Below are 25,613 nucleotides of genomic sequence, written 5' to 3'. Positions count from 1 at the left end.
TACAAGTAAATCGAAAATTTAGAAAAATGTTTTGTAACAAGTCGTAAAAAAGCGCTAGTCGATTTGTTCTGAGTAGGGAGTGACGACGTTGTAGGTGTCGCTGATGGACTGGATTTCTTGCAAAATTTGCGGCGTTTCGCCTTCTTCGACCATGCGCCCGATCAGGTCATAAATTTTATGCAGCGCCCATTGGCGGGCGACTTCAAAGGTGGCGTTGTCGATCTCTGGCACCGGCAGGCGCAGGATGGTTTCTTTCTGTTCGTCAAACGCTTCGCCGGTGATGCGAACGGTGATGTAATCCTGCTGCTGCAAGCGCCCCCAGATTCGCAACTCGCCTTTGAGAAATAAGTCCGGCAGCCGTTTGGGGAACACTTCGCTTTTATCGAGGAAGCCAAAGTCCGCCTCGACCCGCAACAAGACAGGGTCTTCCACATATCCATAAACCGATTGAATGACTTGCGGCAGGCCCTCGCGCTCGGGTTCAAACGCGACCAGGCCGCGGTTGCGAAACGCTAGCATGTCGAGCAGGTAGCGGTTGATCTGCATCCCGCTGCCTACGCAAAATATCGACGTACTCGGCCCGCGATATTGAGTCAGGTTGTTGATGATCTTGCGGCTATTGACCACGCCCACCGACGGGCGGCCGTCGCTGAACAATAATAGAATCAACGGGCGGGCGCGCTCGACGCCGAGTTTGACCAGCGGCTCCATCGAGCGATAAATATCGGTGTGGCCTGACGAGTCGAGATCAATGAGAAACTCTTTTGCTTGCTGAATCGAATCGGGGCTGACCGGCGCCAGGGTTTCGGTAAACAAATCGACCCGGCCTTTGAAACCGACCACGTTAAAGCGGTCGCCCTCGCGCATCCGCCCCAGCATGTCGTTCACTTCACCCTTGATCGTACGCAAGCGGCGGCTGCCCATACTGCGTGAGGCGTCGAGCACAAACACCACGTCTTTGGGCAAGACGCGCAAGCGGTCGTCGGCGCCTTTGGGACGCAACCGCAGCATGAAATACCCGTCGCCGCCGATGTGATGATAGGTTTTCAACTCCACGTCGAGCAGGTCGTCTAATTTCACAAAGCGTTCTTCGATCGCCTGTTTGGCGGCTTCTTCAGACGGCAGCGTTGACTTGAAGTCGCTGGGTTTTATGAGATCAGGCGATGGCAGCAGTTCCGTCACCGGCGGCAGGATGATGGGCGGGTCTTCGGCTTCCACATCGGGGACGGGCGGCGCGGTTTGCGCCAGGATGTCGTTTTCCATCGAGCGCTGCACGGCAGGCTGGTCGTCCAACACGGGCGGCGGCAGGTTCGCCAGCAGGCTGCGTCCTGAACCGGTGCCGCGTCCCAACAGCGCCATCTTCGGGATGGGCGCGACGTTGTCCATGATCGAGTTAACGCCTGCGTCATCTTCAAAATCCATTACCGAGGCTTTGCCCAGCTCGGAGGTGACCAGGTTTTGCGCCGAGCGGTCGTCAATAAATAAATCAGACGATGATCCCTGGCTGGAGGGCACGTCGCCGTCAAATGGAACCCCCATCTGTGAGATGGCGCCTTCAACGGCCCGTTGCCGCGCTTCGGCCCGTTCAATCACTTCTTGCTCTAATACGCGCTCGCGTTCTTCGATCAATTGACGTTGGTTGGGCCGCGAAACGAAGTTACTCGACGTCAGCTGGTCGAGGTTCACTTTGAACAAGGTTTCGAGGTCGTCTTGCGCCTGTTGGGCGACATTGACGATTTTGAAATACGACCACAATACAAACCCGCCATGCAGCGCCAACGATGCAACCAACGCAACAACCAAAAAACGGTCAGCGGTTGAGCGTCGCGATGCGGCGGCGTTCCATGTGGGCGAATAAGCGGCTTGAGACATCAGTCTTCCGTTTTAGGGCGCCGGTTGCGCCAGCGATTGAAATTCTTCGCGCGCGCGGCGGCCCCATTGCGAGTCAGGATATTTTTCGACCAGTTCATCCATCAACGTCGCGGCTTCACTGGTCTGTTCGTCAGCGAGGTGGCAGCGAATGGCGCGGTACATCGCTTCCGGCGTCAGGCGGGGATGGTCAAACAAGATGGCGACGCGCAGAAAAGCGTCCAGCGCTTCTTTGCGTTTGTTTTGCGAGTCCAACACTCGGCCCATATCGACGTAAATCTTGGCTTCAAAATCGGGGTCGGGATTGGCCATCGCCTGCAACTGCAACAGGCTTTCTTCAAAATATTGGGCGGCCTTATCGCTCTCGCCGAGGCCTTCAAGCGCCTTGGCCAGCACCCAGTGAATTTCCGGCTTGAATAAACTATCGGGAAATGTCTTCAAGAATGCTTCGGCGCTTAGTTTCGCTTGCGCCCATTTTTGCAGGGCGATCAGTTGATTGCCTTGGGCGATTCGGGCGCGTTCTTGCACGTCATCTTTCTGGTGGATTTTCAACAGCGCCTCCGCCACTTGCAGCGCGTCTTCATGGCGTTCGGCTTCGTCGGCGTAAACGATCATCCAGAAGCCGATCTCGACGGGGACGTCTTTCTGTTTGGGACTATCGAGCAACAAGCGAAAGCCGTCGTAGGCTTCGTCGAATTTTTCGTCCTGATAGTCGCAGAACGCCTTGCGCAACCGCACCTCGTCGTTATTGCCGAATTGCGGGTAGCGCTCCAACAACTCGCCGTAGACGCTGGACGCCCGCGTCAGGTTTTGTTTCATCTCATAGATGTACGCCTGCCAGTAGAGCGCTTCGGGCTTACGTTCTTCGCTGCGGTCGGATTGCGACAGCATGAGCAGCGTATCGAGCGCGTCGTCTAATTGTTTGAGATGGTATTGCGCCAGCGCTTTGCGATAGAGCAAATCGTGCAGCGACGGGATATCAGGATAGGTGCGCATTAATTGCTCGGCGAGATCAATCGCGTTCGCATAATCTTTGGCGGCGAAGGCGGCGTTGGTCGCCCAAACCAAAGACTGCCGGGTGCGTTCTGAATCCGGGTATTTCTTGTAATACCGCGCAAACTCATGGCTGGCGCGGCTGTATTGCTCTGCGCGGTAGAGCAAGTCCGCCAACAGATAGAGCGCGTCTTCGCAGAAGTCGCTGGCCGGGTCGAGCAACTCGACCTTCATCAATTCCTCGGCGGCGGTTTCGTATTTTTCTTGCTGCGCGTACGCCTGTCCTAAAAGAAAATGCAACTTGGCGGCGACATCCGGCGTGGAGCCAATGCGCAGTAGGTTGCGGCACTCGACTTCCGTCTGCGAATAATCGCCCGCCAGATAATACGACCACGCCAGTTGATACCAGGCGCGGTCGCGGTATTCGCCCGCGTCGGGGTTGGCAATCGTCTCGCGAAAATAGCTGATGGCGTCCTGGTAGGTTTTTTTCTGATACGAACAGGCGCCCTGCAAAAACAAGATGCCGGGCACCATATCGGCGGGCAGAAACTGGCGCTTCAATTGCGCGGCGATGGTCAGCGCGGCGGGGTAGTTTTGTTGTTGATATTCGGCCCAGGCGGCGCCGTATTGCGCCCGCGCTTTTTGGGAGCCGTCCGGGCTGGATTCAGCGAAGGCGCGGTAGGCGTTTGCGGCTTCGGTATAGCGGTCTTGTTTGTACAGCAATTGCGCCGCGAGCAATTGCGCGTCGCCAATGAGGCCGGAGCCTTCGGGAATTTGATAGTCGTTTTGATTTTGCCAGAGGTGATTGAGTACGGGGACGGCTTCGTCTAAGCGGTCTTGTTTTGACAGCAATTCACCCAGCAGAAACGAAGCGAACGCTCCAAATGCGCCTTTGCGGTATTGCTCGCGAATGCGTTTGTAATTGGTTTCCGCTTTGGGATTTTGCCCCAGGCGGTCATAGCAACGCGCCGCATAAAACAGCGCCGACTCGATCACCGTCGGTTCCTTCGCTTCTTTAACGACGTATTCCAAGTGCGGCAGGCCGCCTTCGGCGTCGCCGATCTTGTAGCCGATCTCGCCCAGCCTCATGCGGGCGTCGAAGCGTTTGGCGCCGTTTGGGAACTCTTCAATCAGCGCCTGCAAGATGCTGCGGGCGTCAATATAAAACAGGTTGCCGTTGAGCGGGTCGCCGTCGAGAATTTTGGTCGCATGTTGATAGAGCGACTCGGCCTGGCGAAACATAGCCAGTTCACGGTTGCTCGATTGTGAGTGCTTGTCGATGAACTCCTCATAATGACGCGCCGCGCTCTCGAACATACCGCGTTGATATAAGCCGTCGGCGAAATCGAGGTCTTGCTGCTCGATCCGCGCTTGTTGCGACGCCGACAGTACCGCCTCGCCTGCGGCGTTTTGCGCAGAGGCAACCGCACACATCGCCAGCGCCGCCAACAGCGCCGCGCAGCAATGAAGAGCCATTCGATGAATATGCCTTGGAGTTGATTTCATAACGTCGATCCAGCAACCGGGGCGAATGTTCAGCCGCCGACGGCTTCACCTTCTTCGGGCGGCAGCGCCGCAAACGATACGTTCCATACGCCGGATTTCGCGCACACGTCTAAGATTGATACCGCGTCTTCAAACCGGGTTCCCCGGTCGCCGCGAATGATGACTGACTGGTCGGGAAACTGTTTGGCGATGCGCGAAACCAGCAAACCGAGTTGGTCGATGGTAATTTGTTTTTGATTAACGATGATCGAGCCGTCGTCTTTGACGTTGACGATCAATTCGCCCAGGTCGCGCTTGGGCGGGACCGATGATTCCGCCGTCGGCACGGTAATCGACAATTCATTTTCGAGCCGGGCGAAAATCGAAGTCGTGATAAAAAAGATCAGCAGCAAAAAGATGATGTCGATCATCGGCGCCATCGGGATGACCGGCTCTTCGCTGGCTTCTTTCGGTAATAGGTTCATGCCTGCGTTTTCCCTTTAGGCCGTGGTTTTCTTGGCGCGCGCGGTGGTGGTTTTTCGCACCGTCTTGCGCGCAGTGGATTGCGGTGGATGGGCGATCTGGTCAGCGGTTTCGGACGCGATTTCCTCCACCCGCCCGATGATGCCTTCCAGGCGGCTGCGGAAAAAGAAGTAGAAGCCCATGCTGGGAATCGCCACAATCAACCCGGCGGCGGTCGTTACCAGCGCCTGCGCGACCGCGCTAGCCAACGCGACCGGCTTCACCGCGCTGATATCGAACGCAATGAAATTAAACGCCTGAATCATCCCGAGCACTGTCCCCAGCAGCCCCAACATTGGCGCCACAGTGGCGACGTCAGACAAATAGCGCACCTTGCGCATCAGCCCCTGCGCCTCACGCTTGCCGACCGCTTCCATCGCCGCGCTGACGGCGGTGGGGTCGTTGGGCGCCCTATTCACGCCCGCCAATACGACTTTTGCGAGCATACCCCGCGAACGGCGGCACAGACGCGAAATTTCTTCGAGTTTCTGGTCGCGGGCGAAGTTGCGCAATTGCGTGACAAAATCACCCGGCAACAAGCGCCCTTCGGTTAGGATCGTGAAGTAATAAATCACCAGCGTCAGCGTCAAAATCGACAGCGCCGCCAACACTGCCATCACCCACCCGCCAGTCTGCAACAGGTTGAACAGGGTCATGCCTTGTTCGCCTTCATCCCCCGTCAACGCCCCACTTACGGCCTGGGTGGCGCTGTCGGGCTGGGCGAAGCCCACAGTGTGGATTCCAATGGCGAATACGATTACAAGTGCGGCTGCGGTGAGGATTCGGTTATTCATTCGTCCCTTTTCCTTACGGGCGGCGTTTCGACAACGAGTATGCGCCATCCAGCGGCGATTGAGATGGGTTTGGCTCCCCAAAAATGCATTATGATGTCTTTGGCTCTGAAAACATAACTCTAAACGATTTCAACGGTCTAAACAACACTCAGTAACGGAGCGATCTTCACGCCGCCGCTCTTTCTCTTGCACTTGTTAGTGATTTACGCTGGTTGGCATCAAAGTGTTTCAATTCCTCTAATTTTCAGAACCGAAGTCACAATACCCCAATCCCAGCCTCTGCTGATTTTTATTCCCGATGTTGAACAATTCCCTAAAATTTCAAGACATAAATACAACCCCATCATCTTGAATGAATAGACAGAATGAAGCACAATCCGGGTTCATTTTTTAATCCGACAAAGGCATTGCATGAGATTTTTTTTCCCCACGTCAATCAACGTCGTCATCGCTTCGTTCATCATACAGTCATGTTTGGGGGGCATTTACGCCTGGAGCGTTTACACGCCGCCCTTGATCGAAGGCTACCACCTGACCGCCGCGCAACTGGGGCTGATCTTCGGGCTGACCATTACATCTTTCACCATCTCGATGGTCGGCGGCGGGCGCTTGCTCACCGTGTGGAGCCCGCGGGCGTGTTCGTTGGCCTGCGCGGGATTGTTCGGCGGCGGCTATTGGCTCGCCTCGTTTTCGGCGGGCAATTTCTGGCTATTGCTGTTGGGCGCCGGCGTCATGGTGGGCGCGGGCATCGGCCTGGGCTACCTCAGCGCGATCACCGTGTGCATCCAGTGGCACCCCGCCTATAAAGGCCTCATCACCGGCGTCGCAGTGGCGGGCTTCGGCGGCGGCTCGATCATCGTCGCCTTCGTTGCGCAGCGCCTCATCGACGGCGGCATGGAGGTACTGAACGTCTTGCTCGCCATCGGCGCCGCTTCGGCGCTGTTGACTGCGCTGGCGGCCTGTGCGCTTCGCCTTCCCAAAATAAAAAAGCAAACCGAAGCCCAATCGCTCAACCAGGCGCCGCTGCGTCAATTGGTCGCGTCACCCACCTTCATCGCCATGTCGCTGGGCATGTTCGCCGGCACGTTCGGCGGCTTGTTAATCATCGCCAACCTCAAACCGCTGGGGCTGTATGAGGGCTATACCTCAGCCCAATCGGCATTCGCCATCAGCATCTTCGCGGTGGGCAACATCAGCGGGCGGGTGTTATGGGGCGCGATTTATGACCGCATCGGTTGGACGGCGATTCCATTGTCGCTGTTGTTATTGGGCGCATCCTCGCTCGCGCTGCAACTCATGTTTTCCTACGGCGCCTACCTGGTTTGCATCGCCCTGATCGGCTTTTCATTTGGCGCCTGTTTTGTGTTATACGCCGCCCACATCGCCGCCCAATATGGAAGCGGGCGCGTCAATGATTTGTATCCGATTGTATTTTTGGTGTATGGCGCATCCGGCGTCGCAGGCCCGTGGATCGGCGGACGCATTTATGATCTGACGGGATCATACGCAAACGCAATCTGGCTATGCCTCGCCGTCGCCTTGCCCTGCGCCCTCGCCTCCGCAGCGCTGCTGCGAAGAGAAAAACACCATCATTCGGACTGTAATTAAAAACGCATTGCAAAAAGGTCTGACTGTTTATGATGCGAGAGGCTTCGACAAACTTTGACAAGCGCCTCAAAACAGCCAATTCTTCGTGCAGCAGCAGGAATATCAATAATACTTAGAATATCTCTAGTGATCGGACGCTTAGAGTCCCAAAAAATGTGCGCAATCAAAATATCTTGAACAACTTTTGATGCAAAAATACTCCCGATAACATTCGCCTCTTCTTCTGATTCACAAGATAAAAAATAACAAGTATCGTCAACGACAACAGGCTTTCCTTCATAGGGGCCAATGATGCTGAATTGTAATTTTTTATACAGACCGGAAATTGCGACTTTCCACGGTTTAAATGAATAATCTCCTACGCCAAAAATGGAAAACGGAGGTCGATTTTTATAGATACTGCTTCTCCGATTATTTAATTTTTCGGCGTGTTCATTTAGATAATGCCACATTTTTGGATACAAATATTGAATACTTTTTGTATCGCTGCCTACGCTCTGCTGAGTAATAAGCATACGTCTGTGGATTTCGCGAGTTCGACCATTCGCCAAATCAGAACTTTTCAACATCGGATACAGCAATGCGTCCTCTATATCAACATAATCCTTAAAGCCGTTCTTGAGTCGCCCATCTGATTGAACAAACAATTCCATGACTTTAGAACAATCGTGCTTAACCCCTGAACGCCATGTAAAGTCTGTTGCATTCAGCGCGAGGACGTCTTGAAATCGATCAACGGTCTCAACATCTGTAACGAGCCGGCCATTGCGCATTCCAAGAACATCGGAGGGAATGTTCGATTTGAGAGACAAATAAATTCGACAATCTGAATGCTGACACTGCTGTTTCGGCAGAAAACGAACAACAAACAAACAAGCATCAACGGCAACGCGAAAAAATTTTTGCGCGTCTATTTTTCGGATTTCCACCTCTGAAAAATCAAACGCTTTTTTCAACATGAATAAAATAACTTTTCTTGCAACTGCTGTCTTGCAAAGCATTGCGAGGAGAGCATCTTTCCCTTGCAATGCTTCAACCTCCTGAATCAGCATCCATTCCGAAATATCAAAATTACTTTTTCCTGTAATGGCATCAATTCCACTCACACCATTAAAGTTTGTTTTGTTGGGGAGATTCTCGCTACGGATTCGCGTCAGTTCAGAATTGGTAACCCAAGGAGGATTGCCTATCACAAGCAACGGTTCAGGTAACTTTTGAATGATGTTTTCTAAAGAACAAGAAAAAAAATCGTCATGGATTACCGTTAACATACCTGATTCTATCGAACGGACTTCATCAACATATTTTTTGTTGATTTCCAAACCAACAAATTCAACGGCTTCAGTGCAAGACTCCATTGCAGCATGAAGGAACGCGCCTTTTCCGCAATTTGGCTCAAAAACAGACCGGGGTTGAACTTTTTGAGTGATCAAAGCACATATTTCTTTTGCAAGAGGCAACGGGGTTTGCCAATCACCAAATTCTGTTTTTTCTATTGTTTTATATGGCAATACGTTCACCACAATCAAAAAACCCGTATAACGCCTTCAACGTCTCCTGCGATGTCGATGACTCGCCGATATTGTAACCGCCATTGCAACGCATTCGATATCGTAAGATATCCTACGGCTGGCGGGGTGTTGAGTATCTCGTCAACAATGCGTTCTGCCTCAATACTGTCAGCGGGGAGCATCCTTTCTTCAAGGAAAGCCAACAGATCATCTTTGTTTCCATCATTTTCAAGAATTCTAAGAATTCCAGTGGTAGTCTGAAAGTCTGCTGTATTTTCGGCGCTTACAAATATTGTGTGACGAATATCAAGCCGTCCGGTTCGAGTTTCGTCATTGTCTGATTTTTCATAAATGAAGATTAATAACGCATAACCCAGTCCAAAAATCTTTTGACGCGCCGATTTATATGGACACGAGGATTGGGGTTGCTTAATACTTGTTACCTTTATGTCAATACCAAGTTTGGGGAAATCAATTCCTTTGGCAGAATTACCAACTGAATAATCAAAACGAGCGCTTAAATAATCATTAAATTTATGCTCTAAGTATGTTCCAATAGCCTTACCATCCGTAACGCCATACAGTTTGGGTTCATCGTGACTCGACTCAATTACGCTAAATTCTTGCGCAGCCTTTCTCAACCGTCCACGAGTTAGTTTGAGTTTCATCCGAATGTTTTACCTTGCAATCACAAAAAAACAAAAAAATGGTTCTTCCGGTATTTGGGTACTTTATCACAAATTGAATTGCGTTTTTTGACGCTTTTCCGTGAATTCTTGATCTTTCGCTGTATCAGGCATGGGTGCAACTCTGCTCGCTTCAGTGCAGGCTTTCAAGCCCTTATGCACAGGCGCTCCCAGAGTTGCACCCATGCTTGATTGGTTTGTCAATTTGTGAAATGCCGGAGCCCGTTTCTGAATCAAAGAAATGACCATCCATCAAGGTAGGTAGTCACTTACTGGATGAACCAAAAAAATCAAACTTCTATTGAAAAAACATCCTAATTTGATTATGACATGAAACTCATATTAAACGTAGAGTTAAAAAAAATGATGAGCACTAAAATCATGTACTCATTCCACATAGCCGAGGCTGCGCAGGCGTTCCATCACGTCGGCGGGCGTGTCGGGGACAATCGTCTCGCCGTCGCTTAACGGTGCATAGGCCTCGACCTCAATCGGCGCATTCGCGCGCAAATATTCCTCATCAAACGCCGCCTCGATCACCTCGCCTTCCAACTCGCGGCTAAGCGGCAACCCCATCCAATACAGCGCCGTGGGCGCAACATCCAACAGGCTGGCGCGTTCGACCCAGGCGTTGGATTGAACGCCGGGGCCTTTCATCAAAAACACACCCTTCGGGTCATGCGCTCCCGAAAAATACCGCGCAAAAAAGAAATCGTCCGTCTGGCGCGTCTTGCCGTAAATCACAATCTGCGGGTTCAATCGCAGCGGCGAGTCGGGGTGCGCAGTTAAAGAGAATTGCGTACGGACCGTTAGAGCGCCTCCCTCTTGAACGACATCAAATACCGCGTCGCCGTTTTGGAAGCGAATCTCCGACAAGGCGTCCGCCAGTAGAGGCAGCGGTTGTTCTCCGCCGGGCTTGGCGTCAATCAGCCAGCGGCGTTCGATGAACTGATGGGTCACGTCGGAAGAGAAACCCAACAATCGCAGCAGTTTCTCCGCCTGGATAAAATATTGCCCGGGCAAAGCGGCGTCGGCTTTCATGCCGTGGTCGGAAACCAAAATGGCCCGGCAATCGCGCGGCAAGCGTTCGAGGATGCGCCCAAACGCCCGGTCGGCGGCGATATAATACTCTTCAATAACATGAGCAAAGCGGGCGTCTTCTTTCAGATCATGCCCTGCGAACGCTTGCGGTTGGTGATACTGCCAGAAGCGGTGCCCCAATTGGTCGCTGCCGTACAATACAAATGCTGAGAGATCGGGCTGATGGCGCTCTAACATAGCGAGGTACAGGTCTGTTTGCAGCCGGACATCGTTCAAAGCGCGGTCAGCAAGCGAGGCGAGTTCGTCTTGCCCCGCCGCCTCGCGCAGCGTCACTCCGATCATTTGATCGACGGCCCGTAACCCGGCGCCGCGCCGCGCACACTCCAGCAAAGCGCTCAATTGGCTGAACGCATCCGGCGGCGAATGCAACAAGACGCTTTGCAGGCATTCATAGTCGCTGGGCCAGGCGTCGTTCGAGCGGGCGATCCATGATGGGACCACAAAGGCGTATTCATCTAGAATCGGCCACATCGCCAACCAGCGAAACAGCCCTACGCGAAAGCCGTTGCGCTGCGCGATGTCCCACAAGCGCGGTTGGCGAACGTCCGCCCGGGTTGAAAAGAAGCCTGTAACGCCGTGCGCTTCGGGCGGGCGTCCGGTGGCGATGCTGGTCCATAATGCGGGCGAGCGCATGGGACCAAGGCTATAGAGGTTGCCGGATGCGCCGTCACGCTTCAGCCCCGCGATGGTTGGCAACCGGCCGGCGTCTATGAGCGGGTCGATGACCTCCCAGGTCGCGGCGTCCAGCCCGAGGATGATTAACTTCGGTGACGCGAGAGACGCTTTGGGCGCAGAAAAAAGAAAGAAGCAACCGCCGATTACGAAGGGCGCCAAAGCAAAGACAGAGAGAAATCGCTTTGACCGGAATTTCTTATATAGTGTTTGAGAAAATTGCGGTTGCAAATAGCGCGCGACAATCAGCGCCCCTAATCGCTCGAGCAAGATGCCGACAATCAACGCAAGTCCAATAGATACAGAGAATAAATAAACAGGAAGCTCACCCAAACTCCATCCATCTGCACGCGAAAACACCACGCTCAGCCCAATCGGCAGCCAGAATCCTACAGAAATGAAGGAAAACAATCCAATACGTTTCATAGAACAATATTCTCTATCTCAAATTAAATAAACAATTTAGTTTGGATTATACTACACACTTCCCTTTCTGCCCAGTTCACTTAAAAGCTCGTTGAGGGTTGGTGAATTTTTATTTATGGGCGATAAATAAAGATGGGTTTCTCTGAAAATTCACTCGATTCTCTGTATTCTTGAAGAAAATTCGGTCTGCGCCAAAACGGCGGCCTTTGGGGTTCCGTCTCTATAAGGCGCTACAAATCAGCCAGTTAAACAGGCCACAAGAACATGCTTGCAGGTTGAGTGTAAAAAAATAAAGCAAAAGCCTTAACTTGGATATTGCGCTGGCAAAGTAAAATCGAATATAATTTATAAAGCGCATGGCAAAGCGCAGTTCCATCGCTAGGGTACATCGTGTCAGTTACACAGTGAGTTATACACCCGGGTAAACGCAACCAACCTGAGCGAGCGGCGCAAACAGTAAGGAAGAACCATGGCGGCCGCAAAGTCTACCACGTCTAAGAAAAAGCAGACAACGTCCTCTAAGGCGGCGGCAAAAGATCAACGTGCAAAAACAAAAAAAACCGCAACCAAATCGCCCCAAAAATCAACCATAAAATCCCCGTCAAAAAAAGCGGCCGTGAAATCGAAAACGGCAACCAAATCGGTCGTAAAAAAAACCGCTGCGAAGCTCACGAAAACAAAAGCGGCCATCAAGAAAAAAATCACCGCCAAAAAAGCGGTCGTGAAAAAAACTACCGTAAAGAAAATCGCAAAATCAAAAACGTCTAAGCCATCCAATCGCAAAACAGCAACAAAAAAAACGGCGGCAAAAAAAATCATAAAAAAAACAGTTCCACCCCAAAAAGCCTCAAGCAAAAAAAGTTCATCTCCCAAATCTGTCAGCAAAAAACTGGTTGCGGCAAAAAAACCCGCGCCGAGGCGCAGGCCGACCGTTCATAAATCCAACACGCCTCAGTTTCCCCCCACGTCTTGGGGCAGCGGCGCGGAAATTCACTTTGAAGCGACCGAACATCAGCCTCCGCGTGAACTGACTTGCGTGGCGGGCGGGTTTGTCTTTTATCAAGACAAACTGGTGCTGGCGAACATCCCGGGACGCGGCTGGGAAATCATCGGCGGGCGCATTGATATCGGTGAAGCGCCGGAAGAAACCTTTCGCCGCGAAGCCCAACAACAAATCGGCATTACGTTCTCCAAAGTCAAAATGTTAGGCGTCATCCGCATCCAACATACCGGGCCGGAGCCGCCCAACTGCCCCTATCCCTATCCAATCGGTTATGGGATCCAATACATCGCCATCGCCGACGAACTGGTCCCGTTCCACGGCGGCGAAGAGTCGCTCGGGCGTTCGCTGATTTCAGCCGAGGGCCTCAAAGAACATTACTTCGATTGGAACGAACACAACGAAGCGGTATTTAAATATGCGTTTAGCGTGTATCACAAATGGCGCAAAAAACTCGACCGCGAATGATCGCCGACCCGGCATAATGTTTTCTCAAAGAAAACCATAAAAAAAATCAATAAATCGTGTTACAATGGCGATAATATGGACGCTGGACGAGTGAGCGGTTGAGGAACCGTCTATGAGTGATTTGCTCTCTCAAGAAGAAATTGATATGCTGCTAAACGCTGGATTGGGCGATGACTCGTCCGATGATTTCAGCGAACCTGCGCCTGCCGCCCCCGCCCCAACGCCGTCTCCGTCTCAAAATTTTTCTAGTTTCGACCAGATGCAGTATGGAGCGGAAAGCGGACAAGACGCGCCTTCAAAAACCCGGCCCTCGGCCAAACTCGATAAATCAAAAAGCGTCAACATCCAAAAAGCGGTCTTCATGCCCTTCGACGAAGAAGAACCGGCGATGGAGACCACCAATCTGGATGTCATTCTGAATCTGGATTTAGATATCCGGGTCGAGTTGGGCAAGACGCACAGTTCGGTTCAAGATATTCTCGAAATGGGTTCCGGCTCGGTGTTGGAACTCAACAAACTCAACGGTGAGCCGTGCGACCTGATGGTCAATTCTAAATCATTCGCCAAAGGCGAAATGATCGTCATCGGCGAAAACTTCGGCGTCCGTGTGACTGACATCCTCACCGTGACCGAAATCATCGAAGCTCTTTAGCCGTTATTTTTTGCGCCGTTCTCTCATCGTCTTGACGGTTTTGTGTCCTAAACCGACTCCGCCGAATAATCCTCCCAACCATTGCAATGTCTCAATGAGTTTCAACATCCATTCCGGCGAAACCGTTCCAGCCCAGATATCCGTCGCTTGTTGCAATACCATGGCCGCCAACATCAATACCGCGCCAATTGACGTCTTCTTGTTGTTAAACAAACTCCAAAGTTTCAGCAAGTTCCACATCGTCTGCGCTCCTCAATCAAAAATGGCGTACAGTGAGTTGAATTTCTGTACACTTATTGAATGGAAGTCGCAGAAAAACCTCGAAAATCCAGTGTTTCAAATGTGGAGAACCGCGCGTTTGCTTCTATAATGGCCTGATTGACCACTCACCCCTTGGAGAACGAAACGATAATGACGGCAAAAACAATTTTGATGATCGTCGGCGATTTTGTGGAAGACTATGAAGTCATGGTCCCGTTTCAGGCGTTGCAAATGGTGGGGCATACCGTCCACGCCGTTTGTCCCGACAAAAAAGCGGGAGAGACGGTTCGCACTGCCATTCATGATTTTGAAGGCGACCAAACCTATAGCGAAAAACCCGGGCACAATTTCGCTTTGAATGCGGATTTCGCTTCCATCAACCCCGAAGACTATGACGCGCTCTGCCTGCCCGGCGGCCGCGCGCCAGAGTACATTCGCCTCAACCCGCGCGTGATTGAGTTGGTGCAGCATTTTTCGACGGCGAACAAACCCATCGCCGCAATTTGTCACGCCGCGCAGTTATTGGCCGCGGCGGGCGCCCTGAATGGAAAATCCTGCTCGGCCTATCCGGCGGTTGCGCCTGAGGTCAAACTCGGCGGCGGGACCTACATTGACCTCGCCATGACCGACGCCCATGTAGACGGCAACCTGGTCACCGCGCCCGCCTGGCCGGCGCATCCAAACTGGTTAAAGCAATTTCTTGACGTGTTGGGAACAAAAATCGAATTGTAAGGGGAAGATTTTATGAGCGAACCACTGATCCGCTCGCGCGCCCCGGTGCGCATTGACTTTGGCGGCGGTTGGACGGACGTTGCCGATTTTTGCCGCGATACGCCGGGCTACGTCGTGAACGCGGCCATTAATGTCTATTCATTCGTCACCATCAGCGAGAAGATTGATTTCGACCCGAAGACGCAATCGTTTCTCAAACCGCGCGGAAAAATGCACAGCGGCGTTACGCTTTATTCCAGCGACTTCGACCAATACGTCCACGCGGAAAATATTCGCGAGTTGGAATACGACGGCAACATCGACCTCGTTAAAGCCGCCGTCCGCAAACTGGGCGTCGATAAAGATTTCACGTTGATTACCCAATCCATCGCGCCTCCCGGCAGCGGTCTCGGCACCTCCGCCTCGATGGGCGTCGCCTTGTTGTCGGCGCTCAACCGCTACGCCGGATCGCACATGCTCGACTATGAACTCGCCGAAGAAGCCAGCCGCATCGAACGCGAAGAGTTGGGTATTCTCGGCGGCAAGCAAGACCACTACGCCGCCGCGATGGGATCGGTGTCGTTCATGGAATTTCGCGGGGAAGACGTGCGCGCCACCCGGCTGCAATTGTCCCGCGCCGCTGCGTTGGAATTAGAAAAAAACCTGGTGCTGTGTTACGACGGACAATCGCGGCTGTCGGGCGACGTTCACGGTCGCGTCAAAGAGCGCTTTGAAAGCGGCGACCCCAACACCGTCGGCGCCATCGAAGAGATGAAAGAAATCGCGCTGGAAATGAAAGACGCGCTGTTGTCGGAACAGATGGACGAATTCGCCGGGCTGCTGTTGCGCAACGGGTCATGCCAGAAGCGCCTGCACCCGTCAGTAACCAACGGCGCCATGGAGAAAATTTTTGAGGCCGCGCAAGAGAACGGCGCACTCGGCGGCAAGGCCTGCGGCGCGGGCGGCGGCGGCTGCATCCTGTTCTATTGCCGCCCGGAACGCGAACACCAGGTGCGTAAAGCCATCCAGGCGGAGGGCGCCAAAATTATTGATTTCAACATGGATTTCTTCGGCGCCGAAAGTTGGAAAGCCAACATGGAAGCCTGAATAAATCACCCTCGAAGTTCGGGGAGAGTTAGAGGGCAATGTCATTGATTTAAGGGGTGGCAAGGGCAAGGCCGCGAAGCAGGCAGCCCTTGATGCAACAAAACATAAGCATATCAGCCCTGTAGGGGCGCAACGTGTTGCGCCCGAATCCCCCCTGGCGCTTTCAGCGCCGTCCCCCCTTAAAAAAGGGGGCTAAAAGTCTTAAGTCAGTGACATTGAGTTAGAGGGGGGTTGGTTGATTTTTTGAATTGCTGCCAGCTACGCCGCTAGTCAACCCTCGCCTAACCGCCCCCAATCTTTGGGGGCGGAACTTTAACGGATCATCACCCTTTACCGCATCCGCGTCATTGCGAGAAAGCGATCGCGACCGAAGCAACCGGTGATTATCAAACGAAAATCCTAGAAACTGACAATAATAGAGAGGCGTTAGTTCGATGAAACGGCGTGATTTTCTTTCTCAATGTACAGCAGCGACGGCGGGCGCAACTTTGGCGGGATGTTCGCATCGTGCCGCGCGCTCTTCGTCTACGTCTAAGCGTCCGCCGAATATCGTTTTCTTTTTCATTGATGATATGGGATGGCGAGACCTGGGCTGCATGGGCAGCGAATTTTATTCGACCCCCAACATCGACCGCTTGTCGCGCCAAGGCATGACATTCACCAACGCTTATGCAAACGCGCCCAATTGCGCCCCCACCCGCGCCTGTCTATTGTCAGGGCAATATACCCCGCGCCACGGCGTCTACACCGTCGGCAGTTCTGCGAGAAAACCTGACAACAAACGCAAACTGGTCCCTGTCACCAACAACCAAACCCTCGCGACTGACAACCTGACCTTCATGGAAGCGCTCAAGCCTGCGGGTTATGCCAGCGTCAGCATCGGCAAATGGCACCTGGGCGCGACGCCCGAAACCCTGCCAACCGGGCAAGGGTTTGACCAAAACATCGGCGGGACCCATTCCGGCTCGCCCAACGGCGGCTATTTTCCACCCTATAAAAACAAGAACCTGTCCGACGGCCCTGAAGGCGAATATCTCACCAACCGCCTGACTGATGACGCGGTTGCGTTTATTGAAACCAACAAAGACCGTCCGTTTTTCTTGTATCTATCTCATTACGCCGTCCATACGCCGATTCAGGCGAAGCCGGAAATCGCCCAAAAATATGAACGCAAACCACCACGCCACGGACAAGAGAACGCCGACTACGCCGCCATGATCGAAAGCGTAGACGACAGCGTGGGCCGCGTTCTCGAGACGCTCGACCAACTCGGCCTGTCTGGCGACACGGTGGTGGTGTTCACATCCGACAACGGCGGGCACGGCTGCATCACATCCAACCAGCCGTTGCACGGCGCGAAAGGGATGCTATACGAAGGCGGAATTCGCGTACCGGCGATGGTGCGCTGGCCGGGCAAGACGCAACCGGGCAGCGTGTGTGATACGCCCATTATTTCAATTGATTTTTATCCGACGTTTCTCGAACTGGCGGGGCTGTCGGCGCCGGAGGGTAAAATCCTCGACGGGCAGAGCATCACGCCGCTGCTAGCCCAAACGGGGACGCTCAAGCGCGGGTCGCTCTTTTGGCATTTCCCCGCCTATCTTGAACAATATAGTTGTAACGACGGCCCCTGGCGCACCACGCCTGTGAGCGTGATCCGCAAAGGCGACTGGAAGTTGTTGGAATTTTTTGAACCCGAGGGAACCCCGAACCGGCTTGAGTTGTATGACCTGAAAAACGACCTCAGCGAAACCACCGACTTAGCGAAACACGAGCCAGACAAAACCCGCGAGTTGTTAGACGATCTGCGCGCCTGGCGCGACTCGGTTAACGCGCCCGTCCCCACACAGGCCGATCCGAATTATGAACCCGACGGCTTCAACATGCGCTTGTGAATATAGCGACCGGTATCGGAAGGGACTCCCGCCTCAATCAAACCCGGTGCGTTTAAATAATTTTCGCAGGTCGCCGTCGCCGACGTAGAGAATGGAAGGGCGCCCGTGCGGGCAGACGTTGCGGCGCGGGATCGACTCCAAACCGCGAATGATTCCCGTCATGTCGTCAGGGGTGAGGCGGTCGCCGAACTTCACCGCCGCGCGGCACGCCATGGTGTGCAATGCGCGGTCCTGCCGTTCAGCAGTGCTGCCCTCGCGCTGCATCTCGCCCAGCAGGTCTTTCAAAAACGCTTCCGCCTGTTCGGCGTTAATGTGCGACGGCAGGGTGCGCAAAATAATCGTCTGCGGGCCAAAGGGTTCAATCTCAAAGCCCAAATGATCGAGCATGTCGGTCTGGTCTTCGATCCACACGACTTCCGGCGTGGAGAGGTCAATCGTCAATGGAAACAGCAGCGCCTGCTTGGCGATGCTGGCGTTTTGCGACTGCACCAGAAATTTTTCAAACATCAAACGCTCGTGCGCAGCGTGTTGGTCGATGAGATAAAAGCCCTCTTTCGACTCGGCGAGAATATAACTATTGAGCAGTTGTCCGATGACTTGCAGCGGCTCCACGCCTTCTAACGACACCGCTTCGAACACATCGTCGAGGCGCTTTTCTGCTTTGCCTAAATCATGAAACGCGGCGTCGCGAGATGACGGCGGCGATGCGTCGCCGACCGGGCGCCGGTTCAGTTCCATGATCGGGTCTGGCGCGGCGGGGGCTTGCGATTCAGGCGTCGGCCCGGGCGCAGTCGAACCCGGCGCCGCGTTGTCGGTTGTCTCAGACGAGGACGAGGCGTCATTCTCTTGTGCCTGTATTGGCTGCGGCGCTTGCGGTTCTACGCGAGGCGGCGGCGTTGTCTGTTGAGGCGGGCTAGCCGGCGCGGCCTGCGTCGAAGCAGGCGGCGACCAAGACTCTCTCGGCGGCATCTCGATCTTCTTCGGCCTTGTAGGCGCGTCGTCGTCGAGTTCCTCAAAGATGTGTTGCACTTCCTGCTTGGCTTCGTCGCGCTTGTCCCACGATTGGCGGATCGAACCATACACCGCTGAGAAGACCGCGTCCTCACGCGAGAATTTGATTTCCTGTTTAGTGGGATGCACGTTGACGTCGATCTCGCCGGGGTCGAGTTGCAGATGTAAAAACACCACCGGGTAGCGCCCGGTAGGCAGCAGGTTGCGATAGCCGTTCATCACGGCGCGATGCAGCAGGCGGTCTTTGATGTAGCGGTCGTTGACGAAGAAGAACAGATGCTGAGCGCCGTTGCGGGTCAGGGTGGGACGCGAGACGAACCCGCTGATCGAAAGGATCGGCGATTCAAAATCCACCGGGATCATTTCGCTCAGAATCGTACCGCCGAAAATCTGCTTGATGCGTTCGGGGCGGTTGGCCACGGCGGGCAGATCAAGCGAACGGTTTTGATTGTTGGTGAACGTGAAATGGATCGACTCATGCGCCAGCGCGTGGGTATTGATCGCCGCCAGCACATGCCCTAACTCGGTGGCGGGTTTCTTCAAAAATTTGCGGCGCGCGGGCGTGTTATAAAATAAATCGCTAACTGAAATGGTGGTGCCGACTGGCGCCCCGGTTTGTTCCGGCTCGCGTTCGATGCTGGCTTCGACCAATAAGCGGGTGGCCCATTCAGCGCCTTGCTGACGGGTTTTGACCTCAAACTTCGAGACAGACGCAATCGCCGCCAATGCTTCGCCGCGAAAGCCCTTGGTTGTGATCGAGTCGAGGTCGTCTCCCGTTTGAATTTTGCTGGTGGCGTGGCGTTTTACGCACAGGGTCGCGTCTTCCGGCGCCATGCCCACGCCATCGTCGGTTACGCGGATCAGCCCCAAGCCGCCGTCGCGCACTTCGACGTCAATGCGCCGGGCGCCCGCATCAATGGCGTTGTCGATTAATTCGCGCACCACCGACGCGGGGCGTTCGACCACTTCGCCAGCGGCGATGCGATTGGCAATTTCAGGAGGAAGAATATGAATCATAGATGGTAGGATTATGGCGCCGGGCGCCGCCCTGTCTACCCAGCGATTCATTTCCACCAGCGAAAATAAGGTTCTTCCGAAAACTGGGTATTTTTTTATAAATTGAATTGAGATTTCGCTGCGTTTGGCATGGGTGCAACTCTGCTCGCTTCAGTGCCAATGTCATTGACTTAAGGGGTGGCAAGGGCAAGGCGTCGCGAAGCGACGGCAGCCCTTGAGATATTGCTTGAATGTATCGCTTTGTTTGTGCTGTTTTGGGATACCCCCGGCGCTTTCAGCGCCACCCCCCTTAAAAAGAGGGGCGAAAAGCCTGGGCTCCGAGTCTTAAGTCAATGACATTGGCTTCAGTGCGGGCTTTCAGGCCCTTATGCACAGGCGCTCCCAGAGTTACGTCCATGCCTGAATTGGTTTGTCAATTATTGATACGCCGGGATACGTTTTCGTAATCAAAATCATTGCATCCATCAATATAGGTACTCAATTACCAGATGAACCGAAAATTATCTGCGTGGCTTTTCGGTTTCTGGTTCGTTTTATATTCAAATCGATCTTAACAAAAACAGAGTAAATTGAATGTTAAAAGCCAATTAACTCGCTTGATTTTTTGACGTATTTCAAAAAAAAAGTCAAAAAAAACAGTTTTCCGCCGAACATTTTTAGAGTATGATCGACTTAGTAGTGTAGTAAGTTGTAAAAGCAGATTCGTAGTCAATGGGCTTTTTTGTGAAAAAGAACTTGCGATTCTGAAAAAACGTAATATAATTTAGGCCTATTGCAAATTTATTTTATAGTTTTATAAGAGAGCAAGCCAAAACGGCTAACTCGAGAGTATCGGGCGTCTCTTGGGAATATGGAGTTATCGTCGTAGCAATGCGTTGGGGGTGTTGCGACGAATATAAGGAGAAAAGAGATGCAAAACCGCGCCCTGTTCGCGTTTTTACCTATAGCCTTATCACTCGCCGTCACATCGGTCTACGCACAAGGTGCGTTTATTGACGCCGACTCTCTCGATATTGACCGCATTCGTAAAGAAGAACAACTTGCTGAATCCAACAAACTGGTTCGCATTTATTTCTTTGTTGCGGTTAAAAAAGACGGCGCGTACAAAGCCTTCGCCGCCAGCGGCGCGGTTGATGTTGATGACGACGGCAAATCGGTTTTAAAAGAACCCAACGATATCAAAGAATATGAAGAAGTCGGTTCGTTTGAGCGCGACTTGAAAATCGATCAAGATAGTTACACCTGTTACATCTCATCGCTTCCCTTCTTTGACGATTTGTTTCCTGAAGAATCTGACCCCATCGAACAAGAAGGCGCGTGGTTGGAAATCGACACCGAAAAGAAAGACGACATCACCGAGAAACAACGCCATCTGGTCGGCGCCAAGACATTGCCGATGATTGACCTGATGGGCGAACAGACCGGCATCGAACATTTCATCGCGTTTTATAACGCTGACAAAGAATCAAACGACGTTGAATCCTACGGTTTCATCAGCCTGCAATTCAAAGACGAATAAGCATTTCGTATTATCGAAAATCTTGTAGAGGCGCTGATTTCAGCGCCTTTTTTATTTTACAAACAGACAATCGTAGAGTGGGTTCATTTTCGACTCATCGGTAAGCCCTCAACCTTATTCGTCTCTCCCCCGACAACAATCTATTTCAAATTTCACTTGCGTGGTAGCATGGCGTTCTATTCAACCGGAGGAACGCCATGTTTCGATTCATCCCCTTTTTACTCTTCACACTGTTCACCATGACCGCCCACGCGCAAGCGCCGGACGCGATGCGCGCTTTGTCTCAATCGCCGGATTTCCAAACCCATCGCATCTCCAGCTACGACCCCAGCGGCGGCAACGACGACCGCATCTCGATCCCCCCCGGGCAGGAAGTCACCATCGCCGAGATCGAAGGGCCGGGGGCGATTACCCATATCTGGAACACCATTTCCGCCGAAAAATATTACCCGCGCATGGTGGTGCTGCGCATCTATTGGGACGGACAGGAAACGCCGTCGGTCGAAGCGCCGCTGGGCGATTTCTTCGGCGTGGGGCATGGACTGGAACGCCCGTTTCAAAGCCTTCCGGTGGCGGTTTCCGCTGATGGACGCGCCCGCAATTGTTACTGGTACATGCCGTTTCAAAAATCCGCCCGGGTGACGATCCTGCACGAGGGCTTCGATCCGGTGCGCGCGTTTTATTACTACATCGACTACCAAACCTATGGCTCGCTGCCTGACGATACGCTGTACTTCCACGCCCGCTACCAGCAGGCGGTCCCCAATGCGGAGGCCGACCTCAAGGGCGTCAACCTCGACGGCAAGTCGAACTATGTGCTGCTCGAAACCCGGGGCAAGGGCAAGTACGTCGGCAGCGTGTTGAATGTTCAGACCAACCAGGACGGCTGGTTCGGCGAAGGCGACGACATGTTCTTCATCGACGGCGCAGAACAGCCGCGCTTGAGCGGGACCGGGACGGAAGACTACTTCAGCGACGCTTGGGGCTTTCGCGAATTCGCTTATCCATTTTACGGCGTCACCGTTTGGGAGGGCATGAAATCGGGCGACCGGGGGACAGCCTACCGATGGCATATCAACGACCCGATTGCGTTTGAGTCGTCGCTGAAAGCCACGATTGAACACGGCCACGCCAACGACCGCGAGGATGATTTCACCAGCACGGCTTTCTGGTATCAGACGCTGCCCAGCCCCAAATTCGAGCCGCTGCCGCTGGTGATGGAGCGCCTGCCGAAAGAAGGCAAAAGCTATGCGCAGTTGCAGTTTTTACATAAACAGGTCGCGCTTCACCGCCAACAAAACCGCCTCGAAGAAGCGCTGAACGCCGTCAGTCAATTTGGAGAAGAACACCCCATCGCGGATGAATTTGGCTATCTCTCCATGCGGCGCGGATTGCTGCTGCAAGAACAGGGGAAACGCGACGAAGCGCTTGAGCAATTTCAAACCGCGCTGCGCAAGAGCCAGGCGAACGACCCCGCCAATGAGCGCGACGCCTTCTGGATTCGCCAGGTTTCTGAGCGCGAAATCAAGACGCTGGATGAGGGCCGCAGCGGCTGGGCCTACATCACTGGCTGTAACGAATTTGAACTGTATTGGAACGGCGAAAAAGTCGGCGGCGGCAATGGCTGGGTGAACATTCATTCCATCGAGATTGATAAGGCCCGGGGCAAAGCGGTCATCGCAGCGCGTTGCCGCATGGACGCGGCGCATCCCGGTTGGATGTTGCACCTAGGCCATCGCGCAGGCGTCGCCGTCACCGATGAAACCTGGAACTATTCACTGAAAGAAACCGAAGGCTGGAACCAGCCCCGGTTTGATGACTCGGGTTGGGGGCATGCAGCCGTCAAAGGCGAATTAAACGCTGATCCCTGGCGCTCGATCCGCTCGCCGTTTGCGTTTTACGCGCCGCTGTTTGCTGGCAGACTGATCGGACCGGAAGCAGACATCAGTGGAGAGAAATGGGTCTATTTTCGCAAAGAAATTCAAATAAAGTGAAAAAGAATGACTTTTCACATGCGCCAGATCATTTGGACTATTATTTTCTAATGAGCGTAAAGTTAATGAAATGTGCAATTTCTGTTGACTTATGACAAGAAAAATTGTACTTTAATTTACGTGATTAACGCTTTTTTAAAATTTATTGTTGGAGGTGCAAACTGCACAGTATGTATTTTTGTTGAACAATTTCTTTTTTTTCGGCAACAAAGGATGCAGAACCCAAAACCCGAAATAACCTGTGGGAGGTACATAAGTTTATGAAATTTAAGACTATTCTAACGTTATCACTCTGTCTGGTTGCGCCGTTGGCATTTGCGCAAGTAGGCGACTTCACTGGCGAAACTTCATTAGGCGACGACGGATTTTTTAGGCGCTGCCAGTTTTAGCGGCGGCGTTTATACCATCGAAGCAGGCGGTTCAGACATTTGGGGAACCGCTGACAATATGTACTGGATTTATAAGCCAATTTCCGGCTCATTTTCAGCGAAAGTGACCTTGGCTTGGGACGACGATAACGCCATCCGCACCAATGCCGTTAATGATTGGCGCAAAGCGGGCATTATGGTACGCGTTGACCCGGAAGCAGGCGGTTCGCCACAAGTTTTTGCGTTGCTTCGCAGCGATTTTGGCGCTGACTTGGCCAATCGTCCGACAGCCGACGCCGAAAGCGTCAGCGTTGGCCTGCAAGGTAAAGGCGCAGGCGAAACGGATACCATCATCTTACAACGCGTGTTGAACACCTTCAGCATGTTGCGCGTTCAATCCGATGGTTCATTTCGCACCGTTGGTTCGTATGAACTCGATTTGCCCGCCGACTTGAGCATTGGTCTGGCAGTTACATCACACGATGTTAACAACATTGAAATCGGAAAATTCAGCGCATTTCAAATTGATGAAATCCCAGTTGGCGTTGTTGGATCGCGTACGCTTCCGTCTGAAAACTTCGCCGCAGGTTCACCTGTGAGTGGAGTCAAAATTGATGTCACAGTTGAATCAGGTAAAACCGCTGATTTGGTCGTGAAAGAAACGGTTCCAGAAGGATGGACGCTACCTCTTCAAGCCCAACGGGAACTCAAAGCGGTAATGTGATTACCTGGAACCTGGCCGGCGCGTCAGGCGATACTCAAATCACCTACAGCCTCAGCACCACCGCTGACACGTCTGAAGGCGTCACATTCTCTGGCGTTATCGAAGCGGGCGACCAAACCTTTGGCGTCGGCGGCACCGTCGGCATGGACATCGAAGGCGCTAACGCAGCAGTCGCACCGTTGATTACAACCAATAATGTTGTCTTAGACGGTGAATTAAACGCTGGCGAATATGACGGCGCTTATGTCTTTACCTTCGACCGCGCCAATGCGGTTGCCCCCGGCGTTTTAATTGGCGGCGATTCGTATCCGCCATCAGAGTCAAACATGACCGTTCACATCTTCCATGATGAACGCTATATCTTTGTTGGCTGTGACATGCTTGATCCATCCGTCAATTTTGAAGCCAGCGCATCAGATGCGTGGCGTAACGACTCAGTCGAACTTTACATGGACGGAGACGATAGCCAGCAATCCGGCGCTAAAGATGACAACGAATTTGGATTCCAAGCGACGGTCATGGGCAACGGCGCCATCTGGGGCGGAAGCGGCGCTCCCGCTGCAACAGACGCCGTCGACCTAGCCAATGGCGGCCGCGCAGTTGATATCGACGGTCGTTTTTGGAACGCTGGCGCCCGAGCCAAAGATGACGGCACGGGTTACATCGTTGAGTATAAAGTCGATAAAGAGTTGATTCTTGATCCACTCGACATTTCAGAAATTGGCTTCGACATCGGTCTAAACGATGTCAGTGTTGGCGACACAGACCGCACAGGCAAGTGGGCGTGGTGGCACTTTGACAACGCCACTGGCGGTCGAGTCGATGCGTGGAACGACGAAAGCGGATGGGGCCGTTTGACCCTGTTGCCGACGTCTGAAATTCCCGGCGTTTCTGACTGGGGCCTGTATTAAACAACACGATGGGCTTTGCCCGTCACTGATGGGAACCATCTCATCAAAAGCAGTCTGAGCATACCTCGAATTGCCGAATTGATTGGGGAGAGCGTTTTGCGCTCTCCCTTTTTTATGGTTCATCCGGTATTTGGATGCTTTGATCCTTCGCTGTATCAGGCATGGGTGCAACTCTGCTCGCTTCAGTGCCAATGTCATTGACTTAAGGGGTGGCAAGGGCAAGGCGTCGCGAAGCGACGGCAGCCCTTGAGATATTGCTTAAATGTATCGCTTTGTTTGTGCTGTTCTGAGATCCCCCCTGGCGCTTT

At 53.0% G+C, this 25,613-nt stretch carries 20 protein-coding genes; 11 read left to right on the top strand and 9 right to left on the bottom strand.

Annotated elements, in window-relative coordinates; all coding sequences use genetic code 11:
* Window positions 1-54 precede the first annotated feature (54 nt).
* From P9L94_12585 to P9L94_12570, 4 genes are read right to left on the bottom strand one after another with little or no spacing between them, the layout of a single operon-like run.
* Window positions 55-1,872: a VWA domain-containing protein gene (locus P9L94_12585; protein ID MDP8244915.1), complete on the bottom strand. Its 1,818-nt coding sequence runs from the start codon at window positions 1,870-1,872 to the stop codon at window positions 55-57.
* Between the two features lie 12 nt (window positions 1,873-1,884).
* Window positions 1,885-4,338 (bottom strand): tetratricopeptide repeat protein, encoded by a 2,454-nt coding sequence (locus tag P9L94_12580; GenBank protein ID MDP8244914.1) that lies wholly within the window; start codon window positions 4,336-4,338, stop codon window positions 1,885-1,887.
* Between the two features lie 59 nt (window positions 4,339-4,397).
* Window positions 4,398-4,832, bottom strand: a complete 435-nt coding sequence (locus tag P9L94_12575; GenBank protein MDP8244913.1) for a biopolymer transporter ExbD — start codon at window positions 4,830-4,832, stop codon at window positions 4,398-4,400.
* 15 nt (window positions 4,833-4,847) lie between these two features.
* Window positions 4,848-5,663, bottom strand: coding sequence for a MotA/TolQ/ExbB proton channel family protein (locus P9L94_12570; GenBank protein MDP8244912.1), 816 nt, complete (start codon window positions 5,661-5,663; stop codon window positions 4,848-4,850).
* 411 nt (window positions 5,664-6,074) lie between these two features.
* Here P9L94_12570 and P9L94_12565 point away from each other — a divergent pair, with 411 nt between their 5' ends.
* A complete protein-coding gene (locus tag P9L94_12565; GenBank protein ID MDP8244911.1) occupies window positions 6,075-7,271 on the top strand; it encodes an MFS transporter in 1,197 nt (398 codons plus the stop codon).
* Here P9L94_12565 and P9L94_12560 read toward each other — a convergent pair.
* From P9L94_12560 to P9L94_12550, 3 genes are all read right to left on the bottom strand, one after another.
* On the bottom strand, window positions 7,268-8,782 hold the full coding sequence (locus P9L94_12560; GenBank protein MDP8244910.1) for a hypothetical protein: 1,515 nt from the start codon (window positions 8,780-8,782) through the stop codon (window positions 7,268-7,270). The genes P9L94_12565 and P9L94_12560 overlap by 4 nt on opposite strands.
* Window positions 8,783-8,796: 14 nt before the next feature.
* Window positions 8,797-9,450: a hypothetical protein gene (locus tag P9L94_12555; GenBank protein ID MDP8244909.1), complete on the bottom strand. Its 654-nt coding sequence runs from the start codon at window positions 9,448-9,450 to the stop codon at window positions 8,797-8,799.
* A 405-nt stretch (window positions 9,451-9,855) separates the two neighbouring features.
* On the bottom strand, window positions 9,856-11,667 hold the full coding sequence (locus P9L94_12550; GenBank protein ID MDP8244908.1) for an alkaline phosphatase family protein: 1,812 nt from the start codon (window positions 11,665-11,667) through the stop codon (window positions 9,856-9,858).
* Window positions 11,668-12,283: 616 nt separating this feature from the next.
* Between P9L94_12550 and P9L94_12545 the strand changes: the two genes are divergently transcribed.
* Together P9L94_12545 and P9L94_12540 are read left to right on the top strand one after the other, a co-directional pair.
* Complete coding sequence (locus P9L94_12545; protein MDP8244907.1) at window positions 12,284-13,135, top strand: NUDIX domain-containing protein; 852 nt, start codon at window positions 12,284-12,286, stop codon at window positions 13,133-13,135.
* Between the two features lie 112 nt (window positions 13,136-13,247).
* Window positions 13,248-13,787 carry a FliM/FliN family flagellar motor switch protein gene (locus tag P9L94_12540; protein MDP8244906.1) on the top strand — a complete coding sequence of 180 codons (540 nt, stop codon included), beginning with the start codon at window positions 13,248-13,250 and terminating at the stop codon, window positions 13,785-13,787.
* A 3-nt stretch (window positions 13,788-13,790) separates the two neighbouring features.
* On the opposite strand, the gene P9L94_12535 is transcribed toward P9L94_12540, so the two are convergent.
* Window positions 13,791-14,027: a hypothetical protein gene (locus P9L94_12535; protein ID MDP8244905.1), complete on the bottom strand. Its 237-nt coding sequence runs from the start codon at window positions 14,025-14,027 to the stop codon at window positions 13,791-13,793.
* Between the two features lie 171 nt (window positions 14,028-14,198).
* On the opposite strand from P9L94_12535, the gene P9L94_12530 reads away from it, so the two are divergent.
* The 3 genes from P9L94_12530 to P9L94_12520 all read left to right on the top strand — a co-directional run bounded on the left by P9L94_12530 (window position 14,199) and on the right by P9L94_12520 (window position 17,761).
* Entirely contained in the window at window positions 14,199-14,780 is a 582-nt protein-coding gene (locus P9L94_12530; protein ID MDP8244904.1) for a DJ-1/PfpI family protein, read from the top strand.
* A 12-nt stretch (window positions 14,781-14,792) separates the two neighbouring features.
* Window positions 14,793-15,866, top strand: a complete 1,074-nt coding sequence (locus P9L94_12525; protein ID MDP8244903.1) for a hypothetical protein — start codon at window positions 14,793-14,795, stop codon at window positions 15,864-15,866.
* 434 nt (window positions 15,867-16,300) lie between these two features.
* On the top strand, window positions 16,301-17,761 hold the full coding sequence (locus P9L94_12520; protein ID MDP8244902.1) for a sulfatase: 1,461 nt from the start codon (window positions 16,301-16,303) through the stop codon (window positions 17,759-17,761).
* Between the two features lie 33 nt (window positions 17,762-17,794).
* On the opposite strand, the gene mutL is transcribed toward P9L94_12520, so the two are convergent.
* Window positions 17,795-19,840: a DNA mismatch repair endonuclease MutL gene (gene mutL, locus P9L94_12515; protein ID MDP8244901.1), complete on the bottom strand. Its 2,046-nt coding sequence runs from the start codon at window positions 19,838-19,840 to the stop codon at window positions 17,795-17,797.
* 859 nt (window positions 19,841-20,699) lie between these two features.
* Here mutL and P9L94_12510 point away from each other — a divergent pair.
* From P9L94_12510 to P9L94_12490, 5 genes are all read left to right on the top strand, one after another.
* Entirely contained in the window at window positions 20,700-21,308 is a 609-nt protein-coding gene (locus P9L94_12510) for a hypothetical protein (protein MDP8244900.1), read from the top strand.
* A 197-nt stretch (window positions 21,309-21,505) separates the two neighbouring features.
* Entirely contained in the window at window positions 21,506-23,302 is a 1,797-nt protein-coding gene (locus P9L94_12505) for a DUF2961 domain-containing protein (GenBank protein MDP8244899.1), read from the top strand.
* 260 nt (window positions 23,303-23,562) lie between these two features.
* A complete protein-coding gene (locus P9L94_12500) occupies window positions 23,563-23,691 on the top strand; it encodes a hypothetical protein (protein ID MDP8244898.1) in 129 nt (42 codons plus the stop codon).
* Between the two features lie 58 nt (window positions 23,692-23,749).
* Entirely contained in the window at window positions 23,750-24,394 is a 645-nt protein-coding gene (locus P9L94_12495; GenBank protein ID MDP8244897.1) for a hypothetical protein, read from the top strand.
* Window positions 24,346-25,305 (top strand): sugar-binding protein, encoded by a 960-nt coding sequence (locus P9L94_12490; protein ID MDP8244896.1) that lies wholly within the window; start codon window positions 24,346-24,348, stop codon window positions 25,303-25,305. The genes P9L94_12495 and P9L94_12490 overlap by 49 nt, the downstream gene beginning before the upstream one ends.
* Window positions 25,306-25,613 lie beyond the last annotated feature (308 nt).

The organism is Candidatus Hinthialibacter antarcticus, assembly GCA_030765645.1.
In the GTDB taxonomy this organism is placed as follows: Bacteria; Hinthialibacterota; Hinthialibacteria; order Hinthialibacterales; family Hinthialibacteraceae; genus Hinthialibacter; species Hinthialibacter antarcticus.
This window is presented reverse-complemented; position numbering and strand designations above follow the sequence as displayed.

Coding starts and splice junctions, on each gene's coding strand:
- P9L94_12490 (MDP8244896.1), top strand. CDS start 24,346: ATGGACGCTACCTCTTCAAGCCCAACGGGAACTCAAAGCGGTAATGTG.
- P9L94_12500 (MDP8244898.1), top strand. CDS start 23,563: ATGAAATTTAAGACTATTCTAACGTTATCACTCTGTCTGGTTGCGCCG.
- P9L94_12525 (MDP8244903.1), top strand. CDS start 14,793: ATGAGCGAACCACTGATCCGCTCGCGCGCCCCGGTGCGCATTGACTTT.
- P9L94_12570 (MDP8244912.1), bottom strand. CDS start 5,663: ATGAATAACCGAATCCTCACCGCAGCCGCACTTGTAATCGTATTCGCC.
- P9L94_12580 (MDP8244914.1), bottom strand. CDS start 4,338: ATGGCTCTTCATTGCTGCGCGGCGCTGTTGGCGGCGCTGGCGATGTGT.
- P9L94_12535 (MDP8244905.1), bottom strand. CDS start 14,027: ATGTGGAACTTGCTGAAACTTTGGAGTTTGTTTAACAACAAGAAGACG.
- P9L94_12575 (MDP8244913.1), bottom strand. CDS start 4,832: ATGAACCTATTACCGAAAGAAGCCAGCGAAGAGCCGGTCATCCCGATG.
- P9L94_12530 (MDP8244904.1), top strand. CDS start 14,199: ATGACGGCAAAAACAATTTTGATGATCGTCGGCGATTTTGTGGAAGAC.
- P9L94_12565 (MDP8244911.1), top strand. CDS start 6,075: ATGAGATTTTTTTTCCCCACGTCAATCAACGTCGTCATCGCTTCGTTC.
- P9L94_12510 (MDP8244900.1), top strand. CDS start 20,700: ATGCAAAACCGCGCCCTGTTCGCGTTTTTACCTATAGCCTTATCACTC.
- P9L94_12555 (MDP8244909.1), bottom strand. CDS start 9,450: ATGAAACTCAAACTAACTCGTGGACGGTTGAGAAAGGCTGCGCAAGAA.
- mutL (MDP8244901.1), bottom strand. CDS start 19,840: ATGAATCGCTGGGTAGACAGGGCGGCGCCCGGCGCCATAATCCTACCA.
- P9L94_12540 (MDP8244906.1), top strand. CDS start 13,248: ATGAGTGATTTGCTCTCTCAAGAAGAAATTGATATGCTGCTAAACGCT.
- P9L94_12585 (MDP8244915.1), bottom strand. CDS start 1,872: ATGTCTCAAGCCGCTTATTCGCCCACATGGAACGCCGCCGCATCGCGA.
- P9L94_12550 (MDP8244908.1), bottom strand. CDS start 11,667: ATGAAACGTATTGGATTGTTTTCCTTCATTTCTGTAGGATTCTGGCTG.
- P9L94_12495 (MDP8244897.1), top strand. CDS start 23,750: ATGTACTGGATTTATAAGCCAATTTCCGGCTCATTTTCAGCGAAAGTG.
- P9L94_12505 (MDP8244899.1), top strand. CDS start 21,506: ATGTTTCGATTCATCCCCTTTTTACTCTTCACACTGTTCACCATGACC.
- P9L94_12520 (MDP8244902.1), top strand. CDS start 16,301: ATGAAACGGCGTGATTTTCTTTCTCAATGTACAGCAGCGACGGCGGGC.